The 23,099-nt window shown below is 42.7% G+C and carries 19 protein-coding genes; 15 read left to right on the top strand and 4 right to left on the bottom strand.

The genetic code is table 11. The features are described from left to right. The first annotated feature begins 10 nt into the window (after positions 1-10). The 7 genes from RJ01_RS03410 to proB all read left to right on the top strand — a co-directional run bounded on the left by RJ01_RS03410 (position 11) and on the right by proB (position 7,415). Complete coding sequence (locus RJ01_RS03410) at positions 11-610, top strand: lipocalin family protein (protein ID WP_034170046.1); 600 nt, start codon at positions 11-13, stop codon at positions 608-610. 170 nt (positions 611-780) lie between these two features. Further along, positions 781-1,713, top strand: coding sequence for an EamA family transporter RarD (rarD, locus tag RJ01_RS03405; protein ID WP_005234915.1), 933 nt, complete (start codon positions 781-783; stop codon positions 1,711-1,713). A 246-nt stretch (positions 1,714-1,959) separates the two neighbouring features. After that, the gene (locus tag RJ01_RS03400; RefSeq protein ID WP_034170045.1) at positions 1,960-3,417 is read left to right on the top strand and encodes a glyceraldehyde-3-phosphate dehydrogenase; all 1,458 of its coding nucleotides are present in this window, start codon (positions 1,960-1,962) and stop codon (positions 3,415-3,417) included. Between the two features lie 208 nt (positions 3,418-3,625). Further along, the gene (locus tag RJ01_RS03395; protein ID WP_005234916.1) at positions 3,626-4,000 is read left to right on the top strand and encodes a helix-turn-helix domain-containing protein; all 375 of its coding nucleotides are present in this window, start codon (positions 3,626-3,628) and stop codon (positions 3,998-4,000) included. A 29-nt stretch (positions 4,001-4,029) separates the two neighbouring features. Beyond that, positions 4,030-4,728: a hypothetical protein gene (locus RJ01_RS16500; RefSeq protein ID WP_227504398.1), complete on the top strand. Its 699-nt coding sequence runs from the start codon at positions 4,030-4,032 to the stop codon at positions 4,726-4,728. A gap of 320 nt (positions 4,729-5,048) precedes the next feature. Further along, positions 5,049-6,254, top strand: coding sequence for an Obg family GTPase CgtA (cgtA, locus tag RJ01_RS03385; RefSeq protein WP_004782712.1), 1,206 nt, complete (start codon positions 5,049-5,051; stop codon positions 6,252-6,254). A gap of 27 nt (positions 6,255-6,281) precedes the next feature. After that, positions 6,282-7,415 (top strand): glutamate 5-kinase, encoded by a 1,134-nt coding sequence (proB, locus tag RJ01_RS03380; protein WP_034170044.1) that lies wholly within the window; start codon positions 6,282-6,284, stop codon positions 7,413-7,415. Between the two features lie 63 nt (positions 7,416-7,478). On the opposite strand, the gene RJ01_RS03375 is transcribed toward proB, so the two are convergent. Both RJ01_RS03375 and RJ01_RS03370 read right to left on the bottom strand, forming a co-directional pair. After that, a complete protein-coding gene (locus RJ01_RS03375; protein WP_034170043.1) occupies positions 7,479-8,075 on the bottom strand; it encodes a phosphatase PAP2 family protein in 597 nt (198 codons plus the stop codon). 166 nt (positions 8,076-8,241) lie between these two features. Beyond that, positions 8,242-8,946: an SIMPL domain-containing protein gene (locus RJ01_RS03370; RefSeq protein WP_034170042.1), complete on the bottom strand. Its 705-nt coding sequence runs from the start codon at positions 8,944-8,946 to the stop codon at positions 8,242-8,244. A gap of 475 nt (positions 8,947-9,421) precedes the next feature. Between RJ01_RS03370 and RJ01_RS03365 the strand changes: the two genes are divergently transcribed. Together RJ01_RS03365 and RJ01_RS03360 are read left to right on the top strand one after the other, a co-directional pair. Next, positions 9,422-10,795, top strand: a complete 1,374-nt coding sequence (locus RJ01_RS03365) for a diaminobutyrate--2-oxoglutarate transaminase (RefSeq protein ID WP_005234927.1) — start codon at positions 9,422-9,424, stop codon at positions 10,793-10,795. 3 nt (positions 10,796-10,798) lie between these two features. After that, the gene (locus RJ01_RS03360) at positions 10,799-12,331 is read left to right on the top strand and encodes an aspartate aminotransferase family protein (RefSeq protein ID WP_034170041.1); all 1,533 of its coding nucleotides are present in this window, start codon (positions 10,799-10,801) and stop codon (positions 12,329-12,331) included. 87 nt (positions 12,332-12,418) lie between these two features. On the opposite strand, the gene RJ01_RS03355 is transcribed toward RJ01_RS03360, so the two are convergent. Continuing rightward, a complete protein-coding gene (locus RJ01_RS03355; protein ID WP_034170040.1) occupies positions 12,419-13,471 on the bottom strand; it encodes an aromatic ring-hydroxylating dioxygenase subunit alpha in 1,053 nt (350 codons plus the stop codon). A gap of 302 nt (positions 13,472-13,773) precedes the next feature. Here RJ01_RS03355 and RJ01_RS03350 point away from each other — a divergent pair, with 302 nt between their 5' ends. After that, a complete protein-coding gene (locus RJ01_RS03350; RefSeq protein ID WP_052209066.1) occupies positions 13,774-15,204 on the top strand; it encodes an aldehyde dehydrogenase family protein in 1,431 nt (476 codons plus the stop codon). Positions 15,205-15,256: 52 nt separating this feature from the next. On the opposite strand, the gene RJ01_RS03345 is transcribed toward RJ01_RS03350, so the two are convergent. Beyond that, on the bottom strand, positions 15,257-15,730 hold the full coding sequence (locus RJ01_RS03345) for an Lrp/AsnC family transcriptional regulator (RefSeq protein ID WP_034170074.1): 474 nt from the start codon (positions 15,728-15,730) through the stop codon (positions 15,257-15,259). A 139-nt stretch (positions 15,731-15,869) separates the two neighbouring features. Between RJ01_RS03345 and RJ01_RS03340 the strand changes: the two genes are divergently transcribed. From RJ01_RS03340 to pstA, 5 genes are all read left to right on the top strand, one after another. After that, entirely contained in the window at positions 15,870-17,585 is a 1,716-nt protein-coding gene (locus tag RJ01_RS03340; protein WP_034170039.1) for an alpha-keto acid decarboxylase family protein, read from the top strand. 43 nt (positions 17,586-17,628) lie between these two features. Beyond that, positions 17,629-19,011 (top strand): amino acid permease, encoded by a 1,383-nt coding sequence (locus tag RJ01_RS03335; protein ID WP_034170038.1) that lies wholly within the window; start codon positions 17,629-17,631, stop codon positions 19,009-19,011. A gap of 194 nt (positions 19,012-19,205) precedes the next feature. Continuing rightward, the gene (locus RJ01_RS03330) at positions 19,206-20,231 is read left to right on the top strand and encodes a substrate-binding domain-containing protein (protein ID WP_005234940.1); all 1,026 of its coding nucleotides are present in this window, start codon (positions 19,206-19,208) and stop codon (positions 20,229-20,231) included. 99 nt (positions 20,232-20,330) lie between these two features. Continuing rightward, positions 20,331-21,710 (top strand): phosphate ABC transporter permease subunit PstC, encoded by a 1,380-nt coding sequence (pstC, locus tag RJ01_RS03325; protein WP_005234942.1) that lies wholly within the window; start codon positions 20,331-20,333, stop codon positions 21,708-21,710. After that, a complete protein-coding gene (pstA, locus tag RJ01_RS03320) occupies positions 21,707-23,098 on the top strand; it encodes a phosphate ABC transporter permease PstA (protein WP_005234946.1) in 1,392 nt (463 codons plus the stop codon). The genes pstC and pstA overlap by 4 nt, the downstream gene beginning before the upstream one ends. Position 23,099 lies beyond the last annotated feature (1 nt).

The raw sequence follows: 23,099 nt of genomic DNA, 5'->3' as shown, positions 1-23,099 counted from the left end.
TAGGTATCGTATGACAACTAAAAATAATCTGCCTCATGCGGGATTGAAGCTTGCAAAAATTGCAGTGGGTGGTGCAGTTCTACTTGGACTCGGGGCTGCAACCATGGCTTATGCCAAGAACGATTCTTTACCCACTGTAGAGAAAGTTGAACTGGACCGTTATTTGGGCATTTGGTATGAAGTGGCTCGTAAACCACTTACATTCCAGAACAAGTGTGATCGTGATGTTACGGCGACGTATACATTAAATGAAAATGGTAACGTTAATGTAGATAACCGCTGTATCCAGAAAAATGGTCAGGTGACCCAATCAGTGGGTGAGGCATACATTCAGAATGCACCTTATAACACCAAGCTCAAAGTAAGTTTCTTACCAGAGTTTATTCGCTGGTTGCCAGTGGGCCGTGGCGATTATTGGGTATTGAAACTGGATGATAATTATCAAACCGTACTGGTAGGCGAGCCTAAACGTAAATATATGTGGGTATTGTCACGTGATCCTCAACTTGATCAGAACGTGGTGAATGAATACCTGCAATATGCGCAATCTGTGGGTTATGATTTGAGTGATGTGATACATACCAAACAGACCCAACAGGCAAGAAAATAAAAGGCCAATCGGGTTATGTATAAAAAACCCTGCTTCGGCATGGTTTTTTTTAATCCATCTCTTTTTTAAATTATATATTTTGCCTTGCTATTACCTTTGATCAGATGAATCTTCAAGCTTTATTTTAGACTAATCGTTATAATGTGCTGGAATGATCTTGGGTTTGAAGCATGTATAAAGGTATTGCATTATCGGTATTGGCATCAGTGGTATTTGGTGTTCTTTATATATTCACGCCATTGTTGCAGCCTTTAGACAGTGAACAGACCTTTGCCTGGCGGATGCTGGCGACCATTCCATTTTTGACTGCGTTCATGTGGTGGTCAGGCGATTTGAGTCATATCACTCATATTTTTAAACGCATTCTCAAACAGCCTGCTTTTCTGATCTGGTTGATCATCAGTTCCCTGTTATGTACGACACAGTTGTGGCTCTTTTTATGGGGACCAATTAATGGCCGTGGTTTACAGGTATCCCTGGGATATTTCCTGTTGCCTTTAGTCATGGTCTTGGTCGGATGTGTGCTCTATAAAGAGAAGTTGTCACGCTGGCAAATGGCAGCAGTCGCACTGGCCATATTAGGTGTAGGACATGAAATCTGGAGGATCGGTTCGATCGCGTGGGAAACGGTGTATGTAGCACTGGCATATCCGCTGTATTTCTTTATGCGCCGTAAATTCCAGACGGATCATTTGGGCGGTTTCTGGTGGGACCTTTTCATCATTCTGCCTGTCGCGATTTATCTGGGCTTTATTCATAGCGATTCCATGCAATTGATTCTTAATGCACAGCATCTGATTTTTGCGGTATTGGGTCTAGGCTTTTTAAGCGCACTGGGGTTGGGAAGCTATATTCTGGCGAGTCGCTATTTGCCTTTTGTCATCTTCGGATTATTAAGTTATTTAGAACCAGTACTTTTGGCTTTTGCGTCTATGGCATTAGGGGAGCGGGTTGAAGCTGGCGAATGGCTGACTTATCTTCCGATCTGGCTGGCCGTCGTATTGTTGGTGATTGAAGGTATACTACACATTATTGAACAACGAAAAAGACGCTTAGCACTAGCACAAAATTTAGAGCGTTATCAGAAACGTTTAGATTCTTGAATGATAAATTTGACTGAATAAACAACATTTAACAAAAATCTGGTTTTTATAGTTAGTAGATGATTTTTCAAATTTTAAATGCAAAATCATCTGACTAATTACAATTATTTTCAAAATTTATAGTGAATATATCGGATTTTCGGCCAGAGTTAATCAGCTTTTGATTCAAACTTGCGGCCAATTCCATTACAATTATCGGGTTTTGAAATTTATGCTTAGATTTACAATTAATTAGAGGACGTATCTGTGAGCAAAGACACTATCGTTGCCCTCCATGCAGAGCACCAAGGTCGTTGGAAAAACCGTGAAGAACTTGCGGAACGTATGATTGCCCTAGTAGGTCAGTTATATCGTGAAAAAAATATCGTAGCTACAGTTTACGGTCGCTCTTTAATTAACCGTTCTGTAATTCAGATCCTTAAAGCGCATCGTCGTACTCGCGTATTAGACGTTGAGCTTTCTGTTGTAGACACTTTCCCAATCCTTGAAGCATTGGCAAAAGTGGAAAACATCGGTACTGCTGAAATTGATCTAGGCAAACTTGCTGTTGAATTCAAAGCGAAAGGTGGTGATGTTAACGCATTCGTTGCTGATGCTGTGAAATCACTTGAAGGCAATGCAACTTCTGTTGAAGGTAAAGACGTTGTTCTTTACGGTTTCGGTCGTATCGGTCGTATCCTTGCCCGTTTGATGATCAGCCAGTCAGGTCTAGGCCGTGGCTTGAACCTGAAAGCAATCGTAGTTCGTAAATCATCTGACGGTGACCTTGAAAAACGTGCGTCTTTATTACGTCGTGACTCAATCCATGGTCCATTCGCGGGTACGATTTCTGTAGATGAAGAAAACGAAGCAATTATTGCAAACGGTCAGTTCATCAAAGTGATCTATGCATCTAATCCATCTGAAGTGGATTACACTGCATACGGTATCGAAAATGCATTAGTGATCGATAACACTGGTAAATGGCGTGATGCTGAAGGTCTTGCTCAACACCTTAAATGCCCAGGCGCTGCTCGTGTAATTCTGACTGCACCTGGTAAAGGTGACATGAAGAACGTTGTATTTGGTGTGAACCAGGCTGACATCCTTGATGAAGATCAAATCATCTCTGCTGCAAGCTGTACAACCAATGCGATCACTCCAACATTGAAAGTGTTAAACGACAAATACACAGTGATCAATGGTCACGTTGAAACAGTTCACTCGTTCACAAACGACCAGAACCTGATCGACAACTACCACAAAGCTGATCGTCGTGGCCGTGCTGCAACATTGAACATGGTCATCACTGAAACTGGTGCTGCTAAAGCAGTTGCGAAAGCACTTCCTGCACTGAAAGGCAAGTTGACTGGTAACTCTGTACGTGTTCCTACACCAAACGTATCTCTTGCGATCCTGAACCTGACTTTAGATAAAGAAGTTGATCGTGATGAAGTGAATGAATACATTCGCCGAATCTCAATCAATTCTAACCTTCAAGGTCAAATCGGTTATACAAACTCTACTGAAGTTGTATCTTCTGACTTTATCGGTTCGCGTACTGCAGGTGTATTCGACGCTCAAGCGACAATCACTTCAGGCAACCGTTTAACTTGCTACGTTTGGTATGATAATGAAGTGGGTTATAGCTGCCAGGTACTTCGCATTGCTGAACAAATGGGCGGCGTAAGCTATCCAAAAGTTCCTGCTGAAACAAATGCATAATTTGTAGAAGTCATCTAAAAAGAGCCTCTTTTGAGGCTCTTTTTTATTGTGGAAGATAAAGGTGGCAAATCAGCTTTATAAAACCATTGCATTAATTGATGGAAAATTCACCTTGATACGTCCATATGAATCTGTTAACTTACAAATGGTAAGTACATAAAAATAGTAAGTAATAACTAAAAACTGTGATCAAGAAAGGAACTTTTCAATGACCAAGTATGCAATCAGTCCATTGTTGGGACAGGTGCTATCTAATGAATGTTCATCCCGTGAAATACTGGAACATCTCACCAATAAATGGTCAGTGCTGGTATTGCGCTGTTTAAGTGAGGGTGTACATCGTTTTAGTGAGCTGAAGCAGCGAATTGAAGGGATCAGTGAAAAGATGCTTGCACAAACCTTAAAAATGCTGGAGCAGGACGGTTTTATTTTAAGAACGGTATATCCGATTGTACCCCCTAAAGTGGAATATCAATTGACCATTACTGGTTCGCAAGCGGCAGAAAAAATAAATTATTTGATTGGCTGGGTAGAGCGGAGTTTGCCAGAGATTTTGGAAAATAAAGAGCGTGTTGCTAAATAAAACTTAAATTGCTTTTGGGGAAGCAATAAATGGATAAATCAGAAAATTTAGTTGCTCGATTATTGGCAGTGTACGCAATTATCCTAACTTTATGCATCGCTATTTATGCGATCTTTCAACTTTTAGAAGTTGATCTCACTTTAGCGACTAATCTTTTACTTTGGTCAGCTGCAATCTTTGCTCCAATAGCCGTATTAATGACTTATACAAGCTGGAGAGAGCAGAAAGGGAGTGAAATTCTATCTAGTATGTCTAAAGATAATTATGCATCTTTGCTTGCATTAGAGAGTCATTTGATAGATGTAGCAAATAGCGTGAAATATCAATTTAAATCATGGCAATTAAGTGAAAATAGAGAAAAACTTTTTAATAACCAGTATCTTTTTGAAATTGAAAAATTAAAAGATCGAACGTCTTCACTCAAAAAAAATCTGGATATGATAGTTCGGTATCAAAAGGAAAATATAGAATTAAAGACATTGGTAAATAATTTTAATTCTGAATGTGAGTTGGTGAATGAAGGTATAAAAGGGCTCTGTGATCATATTGGAACATATGGTAACGATGATACTTACTTTAAAGCTAATTATTTAAAATATGAAAATGATCTTGATATGACAGTAGGTGAAGCTAATAGACCGACCCAAGAGCTTAGAAATCAGCTCATCAACCTTGTTTTTATAAAACTTAATAAGACAGTTGATAATTTTTTTTTGGATTACAAATGAGTTATTTTTCAAAATCAACTCAATCAAAGAGTAAAACACAATCAAGAAAATTAAGCTTAAAGTAGTAAATCACTTCAACTATAAGAAAAGACCTAACTCAAATCTAAGCTAAGTACAAATATTTTGTTGATCTTTATTTTGTATAAGTTCCTCACAATAATTTCTTGATAAATCGTCAATCTGTATCAGCTTTTTGCTTGAATAATATAAAATAATCTTAAATTGGGTCTTCTTCATGGAAAGCCCAATAAATATAGTCGAGAAATGCTTTAAAATATGGCAGAATAGGCGGTTTTTAAAGTTTTTAGAGGATTGGCATTATGCGCTTTGTTGATGAAGCAGTCATTACCGTAGAGGCTGGCGACGGTGGCAATGGCGTAGCCAGTTTTCGCCGTGAAAAGTTCGTACCATTTGGTGGTCCAGATGGTGGTGATGGTGGTCGTGGCGGCAGCATTTATATTCAGGCTGACGACGACACGAGTACCCTTGTAGATTATCGTTATACCCGTAAATTTCGCGCTGAACGTGGTAAAAACGGTGCTGGCGCAAACTGTGCTGGTCGTGGTGGCGAATCAGTTATTTTAAAAGTTCCTGTGGGAACAACTATCGTCGATTCTGAATCTGGCGATATTATTGGAGATCTGGTTGAAGACGGCCAGAAAGTATTAGTGGCACATGGCGGCCAAGGTGGTTTGGGTAATACCCACTTCAAATCATCAACCAACCGTTCTCCGCGTAAATGTACGCATGGTACCAAAGGCGAATTCCGTGAAATCCGTCTTGAGCTGAAAGTGCTGGCTGATGTTGGCTTGCTCGGCATGCCAAACGCAGGTAAATCAACCTTTATCCGTGCAGTTTCTGCTGCAAAACCAAAAGTGGCGGATTATCCATTCACAACCATGGTGCCTAACCTGGGTGTAGTGGATGCGGATCGTCACCGTTCATTCGTGATGGCGGATATTCCAGGTCTGATCGAAGGTGCGGCAGAAGGTGCAGGTCTCGGGATTCGCTTCCTGAAACATTTGGCACGTACCCGTATTCTGCTTCACATTGTAGATGTTCAACCGATTGACGGTTCAGATCCAGCTTACAATGCCAAAGCGATTTTGAATGAGTTGCAAAAATTCTCCCCAACACTTTCAAAATTACCAGTGGTATTGGTTCTAAACAAGGTCGATCAGCTTGCTGTAGATACTCGTGACGAATGGTGTAATCACATTCTTGAAGAATTGCAGTGGGAAGGTCCTGTCTTTAAAACTTCAGGCTTAACGGCTGAAGGCACTAAGGATGTGGTGTATTACCTGATGGATCAAATCGAGCAGCAACGCGAACGCGAAGTTGAAGATCCTGAATACGCAGCAGAGATGAAAGAATTCCGTGATCAGCTTGAAGCTGAAACACGTGAACAAACGATTGCTGCGAAAGAAGCTTATCGTGAAATGCGTCGCGCTCAACGTCTGGGTGGCGATGACTTTGATGATGAAGATGATGACGACAGCGACGTAGAAGTATATTACGTACGTTAATCTTTTAAAGATAAGTCTGAGGACAAGATGATAGAAGTGGTAGATGGGCAACGTCAGCTCAAGGGTTGTAAACGAATCGTTGTTAAAATCGGATCATCTTTACTCACAGCAAACGGGCAAGGTTTAGATTTAGATGCGATCTCGCATTGGGCGGGACAAATCGCGGATCTACACAATGCCGGACACGAGATTATTCTCGTTTCTTCCGGAGCTGTGGCTGAAGGTATGGTTCGAATGAAACTTGAGAATCGACCCACCGATCTACCCAGTCTTCAGGCTTGTGCTGCCATTGGTCAAATGGGTTTAATCCAGACCTGGTCAAGTGTACTGGAAAAACACAGCATTCAAACCGCTCAGGTATTATTGACTCATGATGATCTGGCAGACCGTCGTCGCTATCTCAACTCTTGTGATGCTTTGCAACACTTGATTGACTGGCATGTGATTCCAGTCATTAATGAAAATGACACGGTTTCTACTGATGAAATCCGCTTTGGTGATAACGATACACTCGCAGCGATGGTCGCAGGTCAAGTTCATGCAGATCTGCTGATTATCCTGACCGATCAGGAAGGCATGTTCGACTCGGATCCACGTTCTAATCCGAATGCCAAACTGTTCCATACCGTTCGTGCCATGGATGAAAGCCTGTTTGATATGGCAGGCGGCGGCGGAAAATTTGGTCGTGGCGGTATGCTGACCAAAGTCCGTGCTGCTCGTCTGGCTGCCAAGTCTGGTTGTCCGACATTAATTGCCAGTGGTGATAGTGACAATGTTTTATCGCGCCTGATGGCGGGTGAAATGTTGGGTACACTTTTTATCACTGATGATGATCGTATGACTGCACATCAGCAATGGTTAGCAGCGCATCTGCAAACTGCAGGTCGTCTGGTGATTGATGATGGTGCGGTTAAAGCCATCAAAGAAAATCACCGTAGCTTGTTGCCTGTCGGTGTCAAAGCGGTAGAAGGACATTTTGACCGTGGTGATGTAGTGGAATGTGTCGATCGACAAGGTCACCGTATTGCTGTAGGACGTGTCAACTTCAGTTCGCGTTCAGCGGAAATTGTCAAAGGTCTGGCATCAGATAAAGTGCATCAGGTCTTGGGTGAAGCACGTTCTTTAGAGATGATTCATCGCAATCATATGGCGATTTACTAAATCTTCGGTCTATAAAAAAATCCCGCTTTCGAGCGGGATTTTTTTATGACATTTGGATTAAGTTTATTTAACCCAGCCCATCCGAATAAAAGGCTTAAACAGGAATTGATGAATACTGAAAATAAAGCGCATGATTTTATTCTCATATTTCCACCAGAGCGGTAAGCCGGCAAGATTGACTGCTAAAGCAATCAGGAATGCTCCCACCATATCAATCGGAAAATGTACACCCACATAAACTCGTGACCAGGCTACCAGCCAAGCAGTCCAGAGCAGGATTCGTCCCAAATCACGTTGTGCTGAGAAATAATAGGCAAAGGCAATCCCGCTGAAAATACTCATGTGGTTGCTTGGGAATGAACCTGTAGGCGCATGTTCAATCAAAGTTCGGCCAACTTCCATGACAAAAGGGCGAGGTGTGTTTAGAACGGTAGATAATACCTCGCTAATCGACAAGGTAATTGCTGTGAAGATTGCAGCTTTAATAATCCCGGTTTTTACTTCATGACTACCACGCAGCCAGGCAATAGCAAAAATCAGCAGGAATACATACACCAGATCATGCGCTATCAGACTGGCATAGTTAATCATCCAGATCGAGGCTTGGTCATGTACATTGAGAAGATGAAACAGATACAGGTTCAATTGATCGAGTGACATGAGGAGAGAGGGTTGACACAAATGTCCGTTACTCTAAACCGATCAAAGCTCAATTCATATCTGAGTTTGTATGAATTTGTAGCATTGATTTTTCAGAGAATATTCACATGATAAAAAAACCACTCAAAAGAGTGGTTCTTAAAAGTCTGAGGAATATAATGAAGTCTTATTTAAACTGAATCGCCCCATTCGCGCTGACGGTCATTTGCGATTCACCCGCCGCAAATTCCTGCTCAGGAACCGCCATATCAGCCGATGCAGATTTCATCATGGCCATACGCGGTACTGGCTGTGGTGAATAATTGTTAGTATTCAGGTTTAAGTTCACCAGTTGATAACTCGGTTTGTTCCAGGTCTGGGTGAGTGCCTGTGCGCGTTGCTGGAAGTTTTTGGTGGCTTCAATTATCAGTTCGCTTTCAACTTTTTTACGCTTTTCGTCTGATACTTTAAAGTTAATCGACTGGGTCTGGAAGTGCTGTTGTAATTCGGCAATCAGTTGAGATGTCGCTTTAAAATCTTTCGATTCCAGACGAATTTGGGCACGACCACGCCATTCTTTCAATTTACGGTTGTCATTGTCATAAATAGGGTAAGTACTTTGTGCCCCAGTCTCGATTTTCACAGTTGGATATTTGCGTGCTGTGGCGATCGCCTGATTCATCAGCTGGTTAATTTGAGTGGCCAGTTCAGCTGGTTGTTTGTTGGATTTTTCAATATAAAGCACAGCATGCATTTCATCATTTGAGATTTCACGACTGGCCTCTGCTGAAAGATTAACAACATTATAATTCAGAGATTCAGCAGGAGCTGCGAATGTGCCTGTGGAGAGGGTGCTGGCAAGGATCAAACTGGTAAGTGCTAAGAGACGCATGAAATTGTCCTGTTTTTCTTAAAATTGGCCATCTAAGCCGTTGTTAAAATATTAAATCTCAATTGTGATCTTTTTACGAAATATTTGTCGTAAGAGTGTTAAATTTTCTTTAATTTTATCTCATTATTTAATTTATATTTATTATTAATAATTAAATACTTAATGAATAATTTTGAGATTGATTACCTGAATGCCGCCTGCGCTACAAAAAACCATAAAAGAACACGCTTTTCTTTCTGCTGTCACACTGTAAGATGATGATTTAGGGGATGGATTAGCATGATGTTTTTTTTCGATAAAGATTAGGACAAAATGTGACTGAAAGTTATTTATTTTCCTGAAAAATTCGGTATCATCCCCCTCCTAGTTATTCGAATACAAAACTGCTAGCTAGAACCCTTATAAAGCGCCGAGTCAAAGGACCAAACGTCACCAGACTTATTTCTTTCACCCATATCAGAGATGGTAATTCGATATGAGCGTTACTTCTGTAAACCCTGCCACCAATTCCACAAACGAATACTACTTGACTCGCCAAAGTCAGATGGAATCGAATGTGCGTAGTTATCCACGTAAATTACCGTTAGCGATAGCGAAAGCACAAGGTTGCTGGGTTACCGATGTTGAAGGTACTGAGTACCTTGATTGTTTAGCTGGGGCAGGGACGTTGGCTTTAGGCCATAATCATCCTGCAGTCATTCAAAGTATCCAGGATACAATTGCAAGCGGTTTACCATTGCATACCCTGGATCTTACTACTCCTTTAAAAGATGCTTTTACCGAAGCACTTCTTTCTTATCTTCCAGGTGGCCAAGAAGAGTACTGCTTGCAGTTCTGTGGTCCATCAGGTGCAGATGCAACTGAAGCCGCAATTAAACTGGCGAAAACCTTTACTGGTCGTAGCTCAGTGATCAGCTTCTCTGGCGGTTATCATGGTATGACTCACGGTGCATTGGCAATGACAGGTAACCTGTCTGCGAAAAATGCAGTGAACGGTTTGATGCCGGGTGTACAGTTCATGCCGTATCCGCATGAATACCGTTGCCCACTGGGTCTTGGCGGTGAAGCCGGTGTTGATGCCCTGACTTACTACTTTGAAAATTTCATTGAAGATGTCGAAAGCGGTGTGACCAAACCTGCAGCTGTAATCCTTGAAGCGATTCAGGGTGAAGGCGGTGTGGTAACTGCACCAGTAAAATGGTTGCAAAAAATCCGCGAAGTGACTGAAAAACACAACATCGTGTTGATTCTTGATGAAGTTCAGGCTGGTTTTGCGCGTTCAGGCAAAATGTTTGCATTCGAACACGCAGGGATTGAACCTGATGTCGTAGTGATGTCTAAAGCCGTAGGTGGTAGCTTGCCGCTTGCCGTACTTGGTATTAAACGTAAGTTTGATGCTTGGCAACCTGCTGGTCATACCGGTACTTTCCGTGGTAACCAATTGGCGATGGGTACAGGTCTTGCAACGATCAATACCATTAAAGAACAGAACCTGGCGCAAAATGCACAAGAACGTGGTGATTTCCTGCAAGCTGAACTGAAAAAACTGGCTGCTGAATTCCCATGTATCGGTAACGTGCGTGGCCGCGGTCTGATGATCGGTGTTGAAATCGTCGACGAGCGTAAACCAGCGGATCATATGGGTTCTTTCCCTGCTGATGGTCAGTTGGCTGCAGCGATCCAAACCGCTTGTTTCAACAACAAACTGTTGCTGGAAAAAGGTGGGCGTAATGGTACAGTAATCCGTTTACTTTGCCCATTGATCATCACTCAAGCTGAGTGTGAAGAAGTTCTGGTTCGCTTCAAGAAAGCGGTTGCTGAAGCTCTAGTCGCAGTTCGAGGCGCGTAATTCATGGTAGATTTTGCAGAACACCGTAAAGCGTTACTCTGCAATGATGCTGCATCTATCGCTGACTATGAGTCGGCGATGGATCAGGCGACCAAAGCGGTTGCAGCATGGTTGCAAAACGACAAGATGTATACCGGCGGTAGCATCAAGGAATTGCGTAGCGCAATTGCGTTCAATCCTTCTAAAGAAGGCTTGGGCGTACAGAAATCTTTAGAGCGTATGGTTGAGCTATTCCTCAACAAGAGCTTGAAAGTACATCATCCGCATTCGCTAGCACATTTGCATTGCCCGACGATGGTCACCAGCCAGATCGCGGAAGTGCTCATTAATGCCACTAACCAGTCAATGGACTCTTGGGATCAAAGCCCGGCAGGTTCTTTGATGGAAGTGCAGCTGATTGACTGGCTACGTCAGAAAGTTGGCTATGGCTCAGGTCAGGCAGGTGTGTTCACTTCTGGTGGTACCCAATCCAACCTGATGGGTGTATTACTGGCACGTGATGCCTGTATCGCGAAAAACTGGAAAGACGAAAACGGTAATCCGTGGTCTGTTCAGCGTGACGGCATCCCTGCAGATGCAATGCGTAACGTCAAAGTGATCTGTTCTGAAAATGCACACTTCTCTGTGCAAAAGAACATGGCGATGATGGGCATGGGCTTCCAGTCTGTGGTGACTGTTCGTGTGAATGAAAATGCTCAGATGGACGTTGATGCGCTGGAAAAAACCATGGCGCATCTTCAGTCTGAAGGCAAGATCGTGGCATGTGTAGTCGCAACAGCGGGTACGACTGATGCTGGCGCAATTGATCCACTGAAACAGATTCGTGAAATCACCAATAAATATGGCGCGTGGATGCATATCGACGCAGCATGGGGTGGTGCGCTGATCCTGTCGAATGACTATCGTTCTATGCTGGATGGTATCGAGCTGTCTGATTCTGTGACACTGGATTTCCATAAGCATTACTTCCAGACCATTTCATGTGGTGCATTCTTGCTGAAAGATGAAGAGAATTATCGTTTCATGCACTATGAAGCAGAATACCTGAACTCTGCTTATGATGAAGAGCACGGTGTTCCTAACCTGGTATCGAAGTCTCTACAAACGACTCGTCGTTTTGACGCGTTGAAATTGTGGATGACCGTAGAAGCGCTGGGTGAAGAGCTTTATGGCTCGATGATCGACCATGGCGTAAAATTGACTCGCGAAGTGGCAGATTACATCAAGGCAACTGATGGTCTGGAACTTCTGGTTGAGCCACAATTTGCATCGGTATTATTCCGTGTGGTTCCAGCAGGCTATCCAGCTGAGTTTGTCGATGCCTTGAACCAGAACGTCGCAGATGAACTGTTTGCGCGTGGTGAAGCGAACATTGGCGTCACCAAAGTCGGTCAGGTTCAATCTCTGAAAATGACCACTTTGAGTCCGGTTGCAACGCTTGATAATGTGAAGAACCTGTTGGCACTGGTGCTTGCAGAAGCGGATCGTATCAAGGATTCAATCGCTAATGGTACTTATACACCGCCAATCGCATAAGCTGTGATGGTGTGAAAAAGGAGATCGTTAAGATCTCCTTTTTTATTGGAATTTGGCTGACACATAGATAATGATTTTTAAATAAAATTAAGCTGCAAATAAAGGACTAAAGCCTTTTTTCCTTAACAGTTTGCGGTACATGCTGGAGCTGCGATCTGCCGGGAAATGTGCTTCCAGAGATAAGTCCAGCGGTAAAAACTCAGGCTTCTGATTTTCGACAATCAGACGATCTTCTTCAAAAATCTTCAGATTAAAATCATAGGCTTCTTCGACGGGTAAGTCTTTATCATAATTACGACAGATAGGAGCAAACAGTCGGGTCTGACGGGCGGTCATCGGTGAGGCAGCATTCATAATCACCTGTTTGGCATCATTAGGGAAATGAATGGTCAGGGTCGCGGTAAAGGGCAGACTAATTTCAAAATGTCGTAGCCATTTAAAATCTTCCTGACCACGCTGATCTAACCCAATCGGATAACGGCCAACACTGCTGATATAGTCGGCACTGAAACCATATTCAGTTTCTATTGGTGTGTAATTCGGGACTTCAACATCATTCGGATCACCAAAGGTATCCGGATGTACCCAGGCAAAATGGGCTACATCAATAAAGCCTTCTAGCTGTCTGCCAGCAAAACATTTGATGTCGACTTGTGGGCAAACCAGTTGCTGATAATCTGCATCGTTCCAATAAGGCATCATTGGAATATTCGGTTCAGCGTTTTTGTCAGCTGTCAGTGAACACCAGATCAGACCATAACGTTCAACCGCGGCATAGGTCCGTAAATGAAACCGATCTGAAATTTTATGCTGTGGATGTGCAGGGATACGGTTGCATTTACCTTGTGTACCAAAACGCAAACCATGATAAGGACAGACGATGCCTTGGCCATCATTTTTTCCCACACTTAAAAGCACACCACGATGCGGGCAGGCATCTTTGGCCACGATCAGTTCATCCTGTATCTTGTAAATGACCAGTGGCATATCTAGCAACATTGTCCCTAACGGCTGTTCAGAGACATCACGCGCTAAGGCCACTGGATACCAATATTGAGCTAGGAGATGCCAGTCATGTTCTTCAAATGTCATGTGAATCGGTAAATCGGGATTGAAAACTGGAATGGTGGTGCTGTTCATGGTGCTATCACTGTAATTCTTTATTTCAATATAGGCCAATGTGATGTTCTACGAAATTTCAAAGATCAGGACATCCTGTTGCATAAATTCGAACAGGATGTAAGGAAGAATGAGCTATAGGCAAAAAAATTAAAGGAAGCGATATTTGAAGCGCTTAGAAGCATTCTGAAAGATGCTTATTCTATTTTTCATGCACAAAATGTGCATTCAGGACTTTATGCCTAATGTGATATGCAAGCTCCATTCAGACAAAATCAGCTAATGTCAGGGAACAACAAAAATATCTAATTCAGGATGAAGAGATGACTAATTTGCATGTATCCCAACCCGTTGGCTGTATTATTCAAGGAAAAATGATACAAGGCGCTGCCGAAAGTTTTGTAGTGATCAATCCTGCTGATGAGCAGGTATTGGCACTGTGTTCTTCTCCCTCAGAAGCACAAATTGAAGACGCCATCCGTAGTGCCGAGCAGGCTTTTCATCAATGGAAAAATACGGATGATGCCACGCGACAGTCAATCTTGCATCGTATTGCGGATCGTATTGAAGAACATCGGGAAGAGTTAGCGCGTTTGGTGGTGCAGGAGCAGGGCAAACCTTATGCGCTGGCTGAATTTGAAGTCGGTGGGGCTATTGCCTGGACCCGCTATCAGGCAGAACTCAAGATTGAAACTGAAATCTTACAGGATGATGCCAATAAACGGATCGAACTGCATCATCGGCCTTTAGGGGTTGTGGCATCGGTCACTCCATGGAACTGGCCTTTAATGATTGCTGTCTGGCATATAATGCCGGCAATTCGCGCTGGCAACGTAGTGATCAATAAGCCTTCAGAATTTACCCCATTGTCGACCCTTCGACTCGGTGAGTTGATTCAGGAAGAAGTTGCACCTGGAGTGGTATCTATACTTACTGGAGGCGGTGAGGTCGGTGCCAAGCTGACCAGTCACTCTGCAATTGCCAAAGTGGTATTTACCGGTTCGACCGCAACTGGTCAAAGAATCATGCAGAACGCAGCTGCGACTTTCAAGCATTTAACACTGGAACTTGGTGGCAATGATGCAGGCATTGTTTTGCCAGATACCGACATTCAGGCAATGGCAGTCCGAATCTTTCATGGAGCTTTTATCAACATGGGCCAGACCTGTGCTGCGTTGAAGCGCCTGTATGTACATGACAGTCAGTATGATGCACTGGCACAGGAATTAGTAAAAGTCGCGCAGCAACAGTCTCTGGGAGATGGTTTAGCCGAGACAACTACTTTTGGTCCGGTACAAAATATTAAGCAATACCAAAAAGTTCAGGCCATGATTCAGGAAGCCCGGGATGAAGGGGCAATAGTCATGACATCTGGTCAGAATCTACCGGATACAGGCTATTTTATTGCACCGACGATTGTGACCAAGGTAAGCCCAGATAGCCGTCTGGTACAGGAAGAGCAGTTTGGTCCGGTATTACCTTTGATCCGTTATCACGATATTGAAGAAGTACTGACTGAAGCCAACAATACGGATTTTGGTTTAGGTGGCTCAATCTGGTCATCCGATCTGGGGCAGGCGCAGCAGTTTGCTCAACGGCTGAGTTGTGGTACGGCATGGATCAATACGCATGGTGAGATTTTCCCGCATGTACCTTTTGGTGGATGGAAGCATTCAGGTATCGGTGCCCAGTTCGGACTGAGTGGCCTGCTCGAAAATACGATTCAGCAGGTTGTTCATATCAATAAAAATTAAATCAAAAAAAGCTCAAGTTGAACTTGAGCTTTTTTCTTTTACTTAAAATATATCAACGTAATAAAGGGCGGGCAGCCTGAAAATCAAAATGTAATTGCTTGAATTTATCTAAGACAATATAAGATTTGATATGACCAATAAAATTACAGCTCAGCAATTTTTCAGTCACAAAATTTGCCAGCATTTCCAGATTTTTAGCGCCTACTTTTAACATGAAATCTGCATCACCACTTAAAGAAAAAGCTTCCTGAATGGCTTCTTCTTCTTCAATCAATTGTTGAAAAGCGATCTTGGCTGCTGCGTCATGTGTTTTGAGATTGACCTGAACCATAGCCAAAACTGCAATTCCCAAAGCTTCAGGATGAATGCAGGCGCTATAACCCAAAATAATTCCTTTTTGCTCCAGCAGCTGACGCCGTCTAGAACATTGAGAGGCTGACAGACCGATTAAATCCCCGATTTCCTGATTCGTCAGGCGCCCATTTTTTTGCAAAGCCTGGATGATTTTCCAGTCAAATTTATCCATTGCATCCATTGCACTGAATCCTTATCCGATACACGTTTTATGTGTTTTTGAATCATTGTGACTTGCATTATGCACGAAATCAGAAAATGAAATGCAATATTCTGTAATTGAAGCATAATAAGTGATAGGGAAAATAATAATGTTTATGGAAATTGGTCAGTACCTTAATCAGCGCCTGCAAGAACTAGGAATTCAGCATATTTTTGGTGTGCCAGGTGACTTTAATCTCTCCTATTTAGAACAGATCGAAATTGATCCAAAACTGGAATTTATCGGTAACTGTAATGAGCTAAATGCAGCTTATGCAGCAGATGGTTATGCACGTCTGCATGGTGTCGGTGCTTTGCTCACTACTTATGGTGTGGGTGACCTGAGCGCGATTAACGGCATTGCAGGTGCATATGCCGAGCAGGTTGCCATGGTGCATATTTCCGGTATTCCGCCTTTACATGCCGTAGAACAGGGTGCTTTGTTACACCATACTCTGATCGATGGCGATTATGACAATATCATGAACTGCATGCGCGAATTTACCGTAGCACAGACACGTTTGACTCCAGCCAATGCAGTGAGTGAAATTGACCGGGTATTGAAGCAATGTATATTGATGCGTCGACCGGTTCATATTCAGCTTCCATCGGATATTACCCATCTTCAGATTAAAGTACCTAAGCAGCCTCTGGATCTGAGCCGTCCACAGAGTGATCCAAAACTTCTGCAAGAAACTGCGGCACGGATAGCCAAACGCATCAAACAGGCACGTCAGCCAGTCCTGCTCATTGACAATGAAGCAGAAATTTTCCAGCTTACCGATATGCTGCAAAATTGGGCTGAGCGCATGCAGATTCCCTATACCTGTCTGTCTACTGCCAAAAATATCATGAATGAAAGTCACCCCTTATATGCGGGCGTTTATGCAGGTGCAGCAAGCGCAGCATCGACTTATCAGTTGGTAGAGCAGTCAGATTGTCTGATTGCCATTGGGCCACGTTTTACCGATGTTGCCACAGCATTTTTCTCACATCGTGTATCCGCACAAAATATGCTGTATCTGGCGGATTCCTGTCTTTGCTTGGATGGGCAGATGATCAGTGGACTGGATTTAGTTCAATTGATCCAAGCCATCTCAAAACAGACTTTAGATGATCAACCACGTACTTTTAATCCTGCACCGAAACCATCGTTACAAACTCAACAGATCGAAGAAAATACTGCGCTTAGCCAAACTGCACTCTGGCAGCAAATTTCTGAGTTCTTACAGGAAGATGATGTGATTGTGGCAGAAGTGGGCACTGCCAATGCAGGTTTATCAGGATTGACTTTACCTGTGACTGCTAAGTATCTGGTTCAACCGATCTGGGGATCGATTGGTTATACCTTGCCTGCCTTGCTTGGCAGTATGCTTGCTGCACCGAAGCGCCGTCATCTGTTATTTATTGGGGATGGTTCGATTCAGCTGACCATTCAGGAGCTTTCTACCTTATTAAGAGAAGGCTTAAAACCTGTCATTTTTATTTTAAATAATGGCGGCTATACCATTGAACGTTTGATTATGGGTGAAAATGCCAAGTACAACGATATTCAGAACTGGCAATACAGCCAGTTTGCCCAAGTCTTTTCTGCAGATACCCCGCATCAGGCTCATATAGTCAAAACCCCGGCAGAATTAAAGCGTACACTCGCACAGGTTCATCAGGCTGAGGAATTATGTCTGATTGAACTGCAACTTCCACGTATGGATGCTCCACAACGCTTAAAACAGTTTGCTGAAGTTGTGGCACGCTATGACTATGGTGAATATGGTTATAAGCAGCTGGTTGAGCAGAATACACCTCCCTACAAAAAGGCAATCTAGCAAAATGTAGAAATTAAAAAAATTGTTCACAAGGAGTGACAATATGGATGTTGAAGATCATCAATTAAAAAAACAGCTTTCCAACCGGCATATCCAGCTAATCGCCTTAGGCGGAGCGATCGGTACAGGATTATTTTTAGGTTTATCACATACGATTCAGCTGGCAGGTCCATCAGTACTTTTAGGCTATGCCATTGCGGGCATCATTGCATTTCTGATCATGCGCCAATTGGGTGAGATGGTGGTGCATGAACCGGTTAGTGGTTCATTCAGTTATTTTGCCAATAAATACTGGGGCAAAAAAGCAGGCTTTATTTCAGGCTGGAACTATTGGGTACTCTATGTCTTAGTCAGTATGGCTGAGTTGAGTGCAATTGGTACTTTCGTTCAGTTCTGGTGGCCGGAGATTCCGACCTGGCTCACGGCACTGGCATTCTTCCTGCTCATGAATGGTATTAATCTGGTCAATGTCAAATTCTTCGGTGAGAGTGAATTTATATTTTCCATGGTCAAGATTATTGCCATTTTAAGCATGATCGGATTCGGGATCTATCTGCTGTTTAGCGGTTCTGCAGGAAGTCAGGCCAGTGTGACAAATTTGTGGCAGCATGGCGGATTTTTCCCTGAGGGCTGGTCAGGTTTTATGATGGCACTTGCCGTGATTATGTTTGCATTTGGTGGGCTGGAGCTGATTGGTATTGCTGCCAGTGAAACCAAAAATCCAGAAAAGACCATTCCAAAAGCAGTGAATCAGATTGTCTACCGTGTACTGATTTTCTATATTGGTGCCATTGGCGTGTTGCTATGTCTGTATCCATGGAATCTGGTGGCGCAGGGCGGTAGTCCGTTCGTAATGATTTTCCAGTCATTGAACAGTCAGGGTGTGGCGAATGTTCTTAATTTTGTAGTTCTGGTTGCTGCACTTTCGGTCTATAACAGCTGTATTTATTGTAATACCCGCATGTTGTTGGGTCTGGCTCAACAGGGTAATGCACCGGCATTTTTAAAGAAAATTAACCGCCGGGGTATCCCAGTAAATGCTGTTCTATTCTCGGCAGCAGTCTCCGGTATCTGTGTATTAATGAATTACCTCATGCCGGGTGAAGCTTTCGGTATTCTGATGCTACTGGTGGTTTCTGCTTTGGTAATTAACTGGCTGATGATTTCACTGACCCATTTGAAATTCAGAAAAGCCATGCAGGAACAGCAGCAGACGACCGCATTCCCAAGCCTGTTTGGCCGCTGGAGTAATTACCTGACAATTTCATTTATCATCATGATTTTAATGATCATGAGCTTTACCAAAGAAATGCAGATTGCCGTTGCATTGGTGCCGGTCTGGTTGCTGTTTTTGACGGTGATGTATGTGATGAAATATCGCAGGAAACCGGTACTCTTGCCTGAATCTACTGAACCCACCACTTAAATAAAAAGACCCTGAAAAGGGTCTTTTTTCTATTATATTGTCTTGAGCAGGTAACGAATTAATTATCATAAAACCGTCATAAAGCTGTAACCCGGCTGTCATATTCTAAAATCAAAATGCGTGTATCGAAAAAGTACAAGACTTTATTAGAAAGTGGCGTACTCCAATAAATGCATCAATAAAGAGAGATGAGAATGCGCTTCAATCATATCGCAATTGCGTTGGCACTTTCAGGGGTAGCTGTTGCAACAACTGCAAATGCAGCTCGTGACACGATCCAAATTGCTGGTTCTTCTACAGTTTTGCCTTACGCGAGTATTGTTGCAGAAGAGTTTGGTAATACATTCCCACAATTTAAAGCACCTGTTGTAGGTTCTGGTGGTACTTCGGGTGGTTTGAAACAATTCTGTAATGGCGTTGGTGATAACACTATCGATATTGCTAATGCATCTCGTAAAATTAAAGACACTGAACTTGCAGCTTGTAAAAAAGCAGGTGTAAACCAAGTTCTTGAGATTAAAGTAGGTTATGACGGTATCGTGTTTGCATCAAACGCTAAAAAAGCGGCATTCAAATTACGTCCACAACATGTATTCGCTGCTTTAGCTGCTGAATTACCATCTAACGGTAAAATGGTTGCAAACCCATATACACGTTGGAACCAAATTGATCCAACACTTCCAAATGAAGCAATCACTTTAGTGATTCCTGCATCAAACCACGGTACACGTGAAGTGTTCCAAGAAAAAATGGTTGATGCTGGCTGTGAAACTTACCAAGCATTTGCGAAGTTAGATAAAGATGCACAGAAAAAGGCATGTTCTACATTCCGTAAAGATGGCCGTGTGATTGAAATTTCTGGCGACTACACTGAAACACTGGCACGTTTAAAAACATCTCCAAATGCAGTCGGTGTTTTTGGTTTAGGTTTCTATGATCAAAACCGTGACAAATTACGTGTAGCGACAGTTAACAACGTAGCTCCATCTGAGAAAACAATTCTGAATGGTTCTTACCCTGTATCACGTCCATTGTTCTTCTACGTGAAAGGTGAACATCTTAAATCAATCAAAGGCTTGAAAGAATTTACAGAATTCTTTGTAAGCAAAAAAGTATCTGGTAAAGGTTCTAAGCTTGAAAAAGCTGGTCTGATTTCAATGTCTGACAAAGAACGTGCTGCGGTACTAGCAAACTTCAAAGCGGGTAAAGCTGTTAAATAAAAGTATGGAAATAGCCAATGGCAGGGTCGACCTGCCTTTGGTTTTTTGCAAAGAAACCGTTTTTTCAAAGTGTGTAATTGAAGAAACAGTGGAGATTACATGAATCTGCTCCTCATTGGTGTGTTACTGGCGATTATTGCCATTGCCTATCAAGTTGGCTTAACCAAGAGCCGTAAACTTGCAGGTAAAGGGAATAACTCAGCGATGCTGCATTCTCGACCGGGTTACTATGGTGCATTGGTCGCGTTGTGGTGTGGTATCCCAGCATTTTTAATTCTGATTGTTTGGAATTTAGTTGAACCAAGTATTTTTCAACAAGTCATTTTAAATCATGTGCCTGAACAAATTCGTGCGACGCTAGATCCGGCGAGTACAAGCGTGATGGTTGAGCGTGTACAAGCATTGGCTTCGGGTTTTGGGGTGAGCGATACACCAGCTGCTTATGAACTTGCAGCAGCAGAACAGTTAAAGAAAATTGAGAACATTGGTTCATTCGCGAAATTAGCAGTTGTTGTAAGTGCGGCATTGATTGGTTTAGTGATGGCTAAACGTCGCATTGCAGAAAAATATCGTGCACGAAATCAAGTTGAAAAAGTCTTAAATGTAGCATTGGCACTATGTTCAGGCGTGGCGATTTTGACCACTGTCGGTATTGTCATGTCGATGTTTAGTGAAGCAATGCGCTTCTTTAGTTTTGTTAATCCTCTCGACTTCTTCTTTGGTACTGAATGGAACCCAGGTTTTAGTACTTCGGGAAGTGCAGAAGGCAGTTACGGCTTGTTACCTTTATTGTGGGGTACGCTCATGGTGAGTGGTATCGCATTATTGGTAGCTGTTCCTGTTGGTTTAATGATTGCGATCTATCTTGCTGAATATGCAAAACCAAGTTTTCGTTCATGGGCAAAACCTGCGATTGAAGTATTGGCAGGTATTCCAACCATTGTTTATGGTGTCTTTGCTTTAATGGTCATTGGTCCATTTGCTAAAGATTTAGGCGCAATGATTGGGCTCGAAATTAATGCGACAAGTGCCTTAACCGCTGGTTTTGTCATGGGCATTATGATTATTCCATTTGTCTCTTCATTATCAGATGACATCATTACTCAAGTGCCACGAGCACTACGTGATGGTTCACTCGGATTAGGTGCGACAAAATCTGAAACGATTCGCCAAGTGGTTATTCCAGCAGCATTGCCAGGTATTATCGGTGCGTTCTTGCTTGCAGCATCACGTGCCATTGGTGAAACCATGATTGTGGTACTAGCCGCTGGTAATAGTCCGCTGTTACATATCAATCCACTCGAAGCGGTTTCGACAGTCACAATTACCATTGTGAATCAATTAACAGGTGATACAGATTTTGCGAGTCCTCAGGCCTTGGTTGCTTTTGCATTGGGCTTAACGCTGTTTGTAATTACTTTAGGTCTGAATATTGTTGCGCTGTACATCGTGCGTAAATACCGTGAGCAATACGAATGAGTACGATTAATACATCAAATATGGATCAAACATTCGATCCGCAAGCTGCTGCTGAGCAGCGTGAAAAGCGTAAAAAAATCATCGAAAGCTCATTGGCAAAGCGTCACCGTAAAGAAAAGACATTTCGTATGTTTGGCTTCGGTGCGGTCATTACAGGTTTATTATTTGTTGCTTTGCTATTTGGCAGTATCTTGGCAAAAGGCTTACCTGCATTTTGGCAAAGTAGCATGACTGTGCCAGTGTTTTTTGATCCAGCAATTATTCAAGTCGGTCCTAAACCGGTTCAAAAAGGAGGTGAGTCACCTGCACAGTTTGAAGAGCGTTTTATCGCTTGGCAAACTGAAATGGGTATGGTGGATTGGGATGCGCTCATTGTTAATGGCATTGTTAAAAAAGCACCTGAAATTGCAAATCAAAGTGATGAGTTGAATAGTATTTACACCAGTTCCGAAGCTTATCGCTTACGTGATATGGTGATGAAAGATCCGTCACTGATTGGTAAAACGCAGGACTTCAGAATTTTAGCTGATGCGAATGTCGATGTATGGTTAGCAGGTAATATTGACCGTAGTCTTCCAGATGAACAGCAACAGCTGAGCCCTGAAGTACGTCAATTGGCCGATCAGTTAAAAGCCGATGGTGTAATCACGAATAGCTTCAATACAGAAATCTTTAAAAATCCAGATTCACGTAGTTCACCAGCAACTTCTGGCTTAGCAGGCGCATTTATGGGCTCGCTATTTATGATGCTGATTGTGATTGTGTTGTCTATTCCAATTGGTGTGGCATCTGCTATTTACCTTGAAGAATTTGCACCGAAAAACTGGATTACTGACATTATTGAAGTCAACATCAATAACCTTGCAGCAGTACCATCGATCGTATTTGGTTTGTTGGGTGCAGCAATCTTTATTGGTTGGATGCATATGCCACTTTCTGCACCTGTTGTGGGTGGTTTGGTCTTAAGTTTAATGACACTACCAACCGTAATTATTACAACGCGTGCATCTTTAAAAGCCGTTCCACCTTCGATTCGCCAAGCCGCTTTAGGCTTAGGTGCATCACGCTTACAAACAGTTTTCCACCATGTATTGCCATTGGCTTTGCCGGGTATTTTAACGGGCGGTATTATTGGTGTTGCCCAAGCTTTAGGTGAAACAGCACCACTATTACTCATTGGTATGAGCGCCTTCGTTGCAAACGTACCTGCTACGCCACTTGATCAATCGACTGCTTTACCTGTTCAGATTTTCTTATGGCAGGGGAATGAATTGCGTAACTTCTTCGAAGGACGTACCGCAGCAGCGATTATTGTACTTCTTGCACTGATGATTGGCTTAAACAGTCTAGCCATTTGGCTACGTAAGAAATTTGAAGTACGCTGGTAAT

The sequence above is a fragment of the Acinetobacter sp. YZS-X1-1 genome, from assembly GCF_000804305.1.
GTDB classification, from domain to species: Bacteria; Pseudomonadota; Gammaproteobacteria; order Pseudomonadales; family Moraxellaceae; genus Acinetobacter; species Acinetobacter variabilis.
The sequence above is the reverse complement of the archived record's forward strand: the minus strand, read 5'-3'. Positions and strand labels throughout refer to the sequence as shown.

Bases quoted from the DNA above. Each gene is read 5' to 3' on its own strand.
- RJ01_RS03410 (WP_034170046.1), top strand. From the start codon at position 11: ATGACAACTAAAAATAATCTGCCTCATGCGGGATTGAAGCTTGCAAAA.
- rarD (WP_005234915.1), top strand. From the start codon at position 781: ATGTATAAAGGTATTGCATTATCGGTATTGGCATCAGTGGTATTTGGT.
- RJ01_RS03395 (WP_005234916.1), top strand. From the start codon at position 3,626: ATGACCAAGTATGCAATCAGTCCATTGTTGGGACAGGTGCTATCTAAT.
- RJ01_RS16500 (WP_227504398.1), top strand. From the start codon at position 4,030: ATGGATAAATCAGAAAATTTAGTTGCTCGATTATTGGCAGTGTACGCA.
- cgtA (WP_004782712.1), top strand. From the start codon at position 5,049: ATGCGCTTTGTTGATGAAGCAGTCATTACCGTAGAGGCTGGCGACGGT.
- proB (WP_034170044.1), top strand. From the start codon at position 6,282: ATGATAGAAGTGGTAGATGGGCAACGTCAGCTCAAGGGTTGTAAACGA.
- RJ01_RS03375 (WP_034170043.1), bottom strand. From the start codon at position 8,075: ATGTCACTCGATCAATTGAACCTGTATCTGTTTCATCTTCTCAATGTA.
- RJ01_RS03370 (WP_034170042.1), bottom strand. From the start codon at position 8,946: ATGCGTCTCTTAGCACTTACCAGTTTGATCCTTGCCAGCACCCTCTCC.
- RJ01_RS03365 (WP_005234927.1), top strand. From the start codon at position 9,422: ATGAGCGTTACTTCTGTAAACCCTGCCACCAATTCCACAAACGAATAC.
- RJ01_RS03360 (WP_034170041.1), top strand. From the start codon at position 10,799: ATGGTAGATTTTGCAGAACACCGTAAAGCGTTACTCTGCAATGATGCT.
- RJ01_RS03355 (WP_034170040.1), bottom strand. From the start codon at position 13,471: ATGAACAGCACCACCATTCCAGTTTTCAATCCCGATTTACCGATTCAC.
- RJ01_RS03350 (WP_052209066.1), top strand. From the start codon at position 13,774: ATGACTAATTTGCATGTATCCCAACCCGTTGGCTGTATTATTCAAGGA.
- RJ01_RS03345 (WP_034170074.1), bottom strand. From the start codon at position 15,730: ATGGATAAATTTGACTGGAAAATCATCCAGGCTTTGCAAAAAAATGGG.
- RJ01_RS03340 (WP_034170039.1), top strand. From the start codon at position 15,870: ATGTTTATGGAAATTGGTCAGTACCTTAATCAGCGCCTGCAAGAACTA.
- RJ01_RS03335 (WP_034170038.1), top strand. From the start codon at position 17,629: ATGGATGTTGAAGATCATCAATTAAAAAAACAGCTTTCCAACCGGCAT.
- RJ01_RS03330 (WP_005234940.1), top strand. From the start codon at position 19,206: ATGCGCTTCAATCATATCGCAATTGCGTTGGCACTTTCAGGGGTAGCT.
- pstC (WP_005234942.1), top strand. From the start codon at position 20,331: ATGAATCTGCTCCTCATTGGTGTGTTACTGGCGATTATTGCCATTGCC.
- pstA (WP_005234946.1), top strand. From the start codon at position 21,707: ATGAGTACGATTAATACATCAAATATGGATCAAACATTCGATCCGCAA.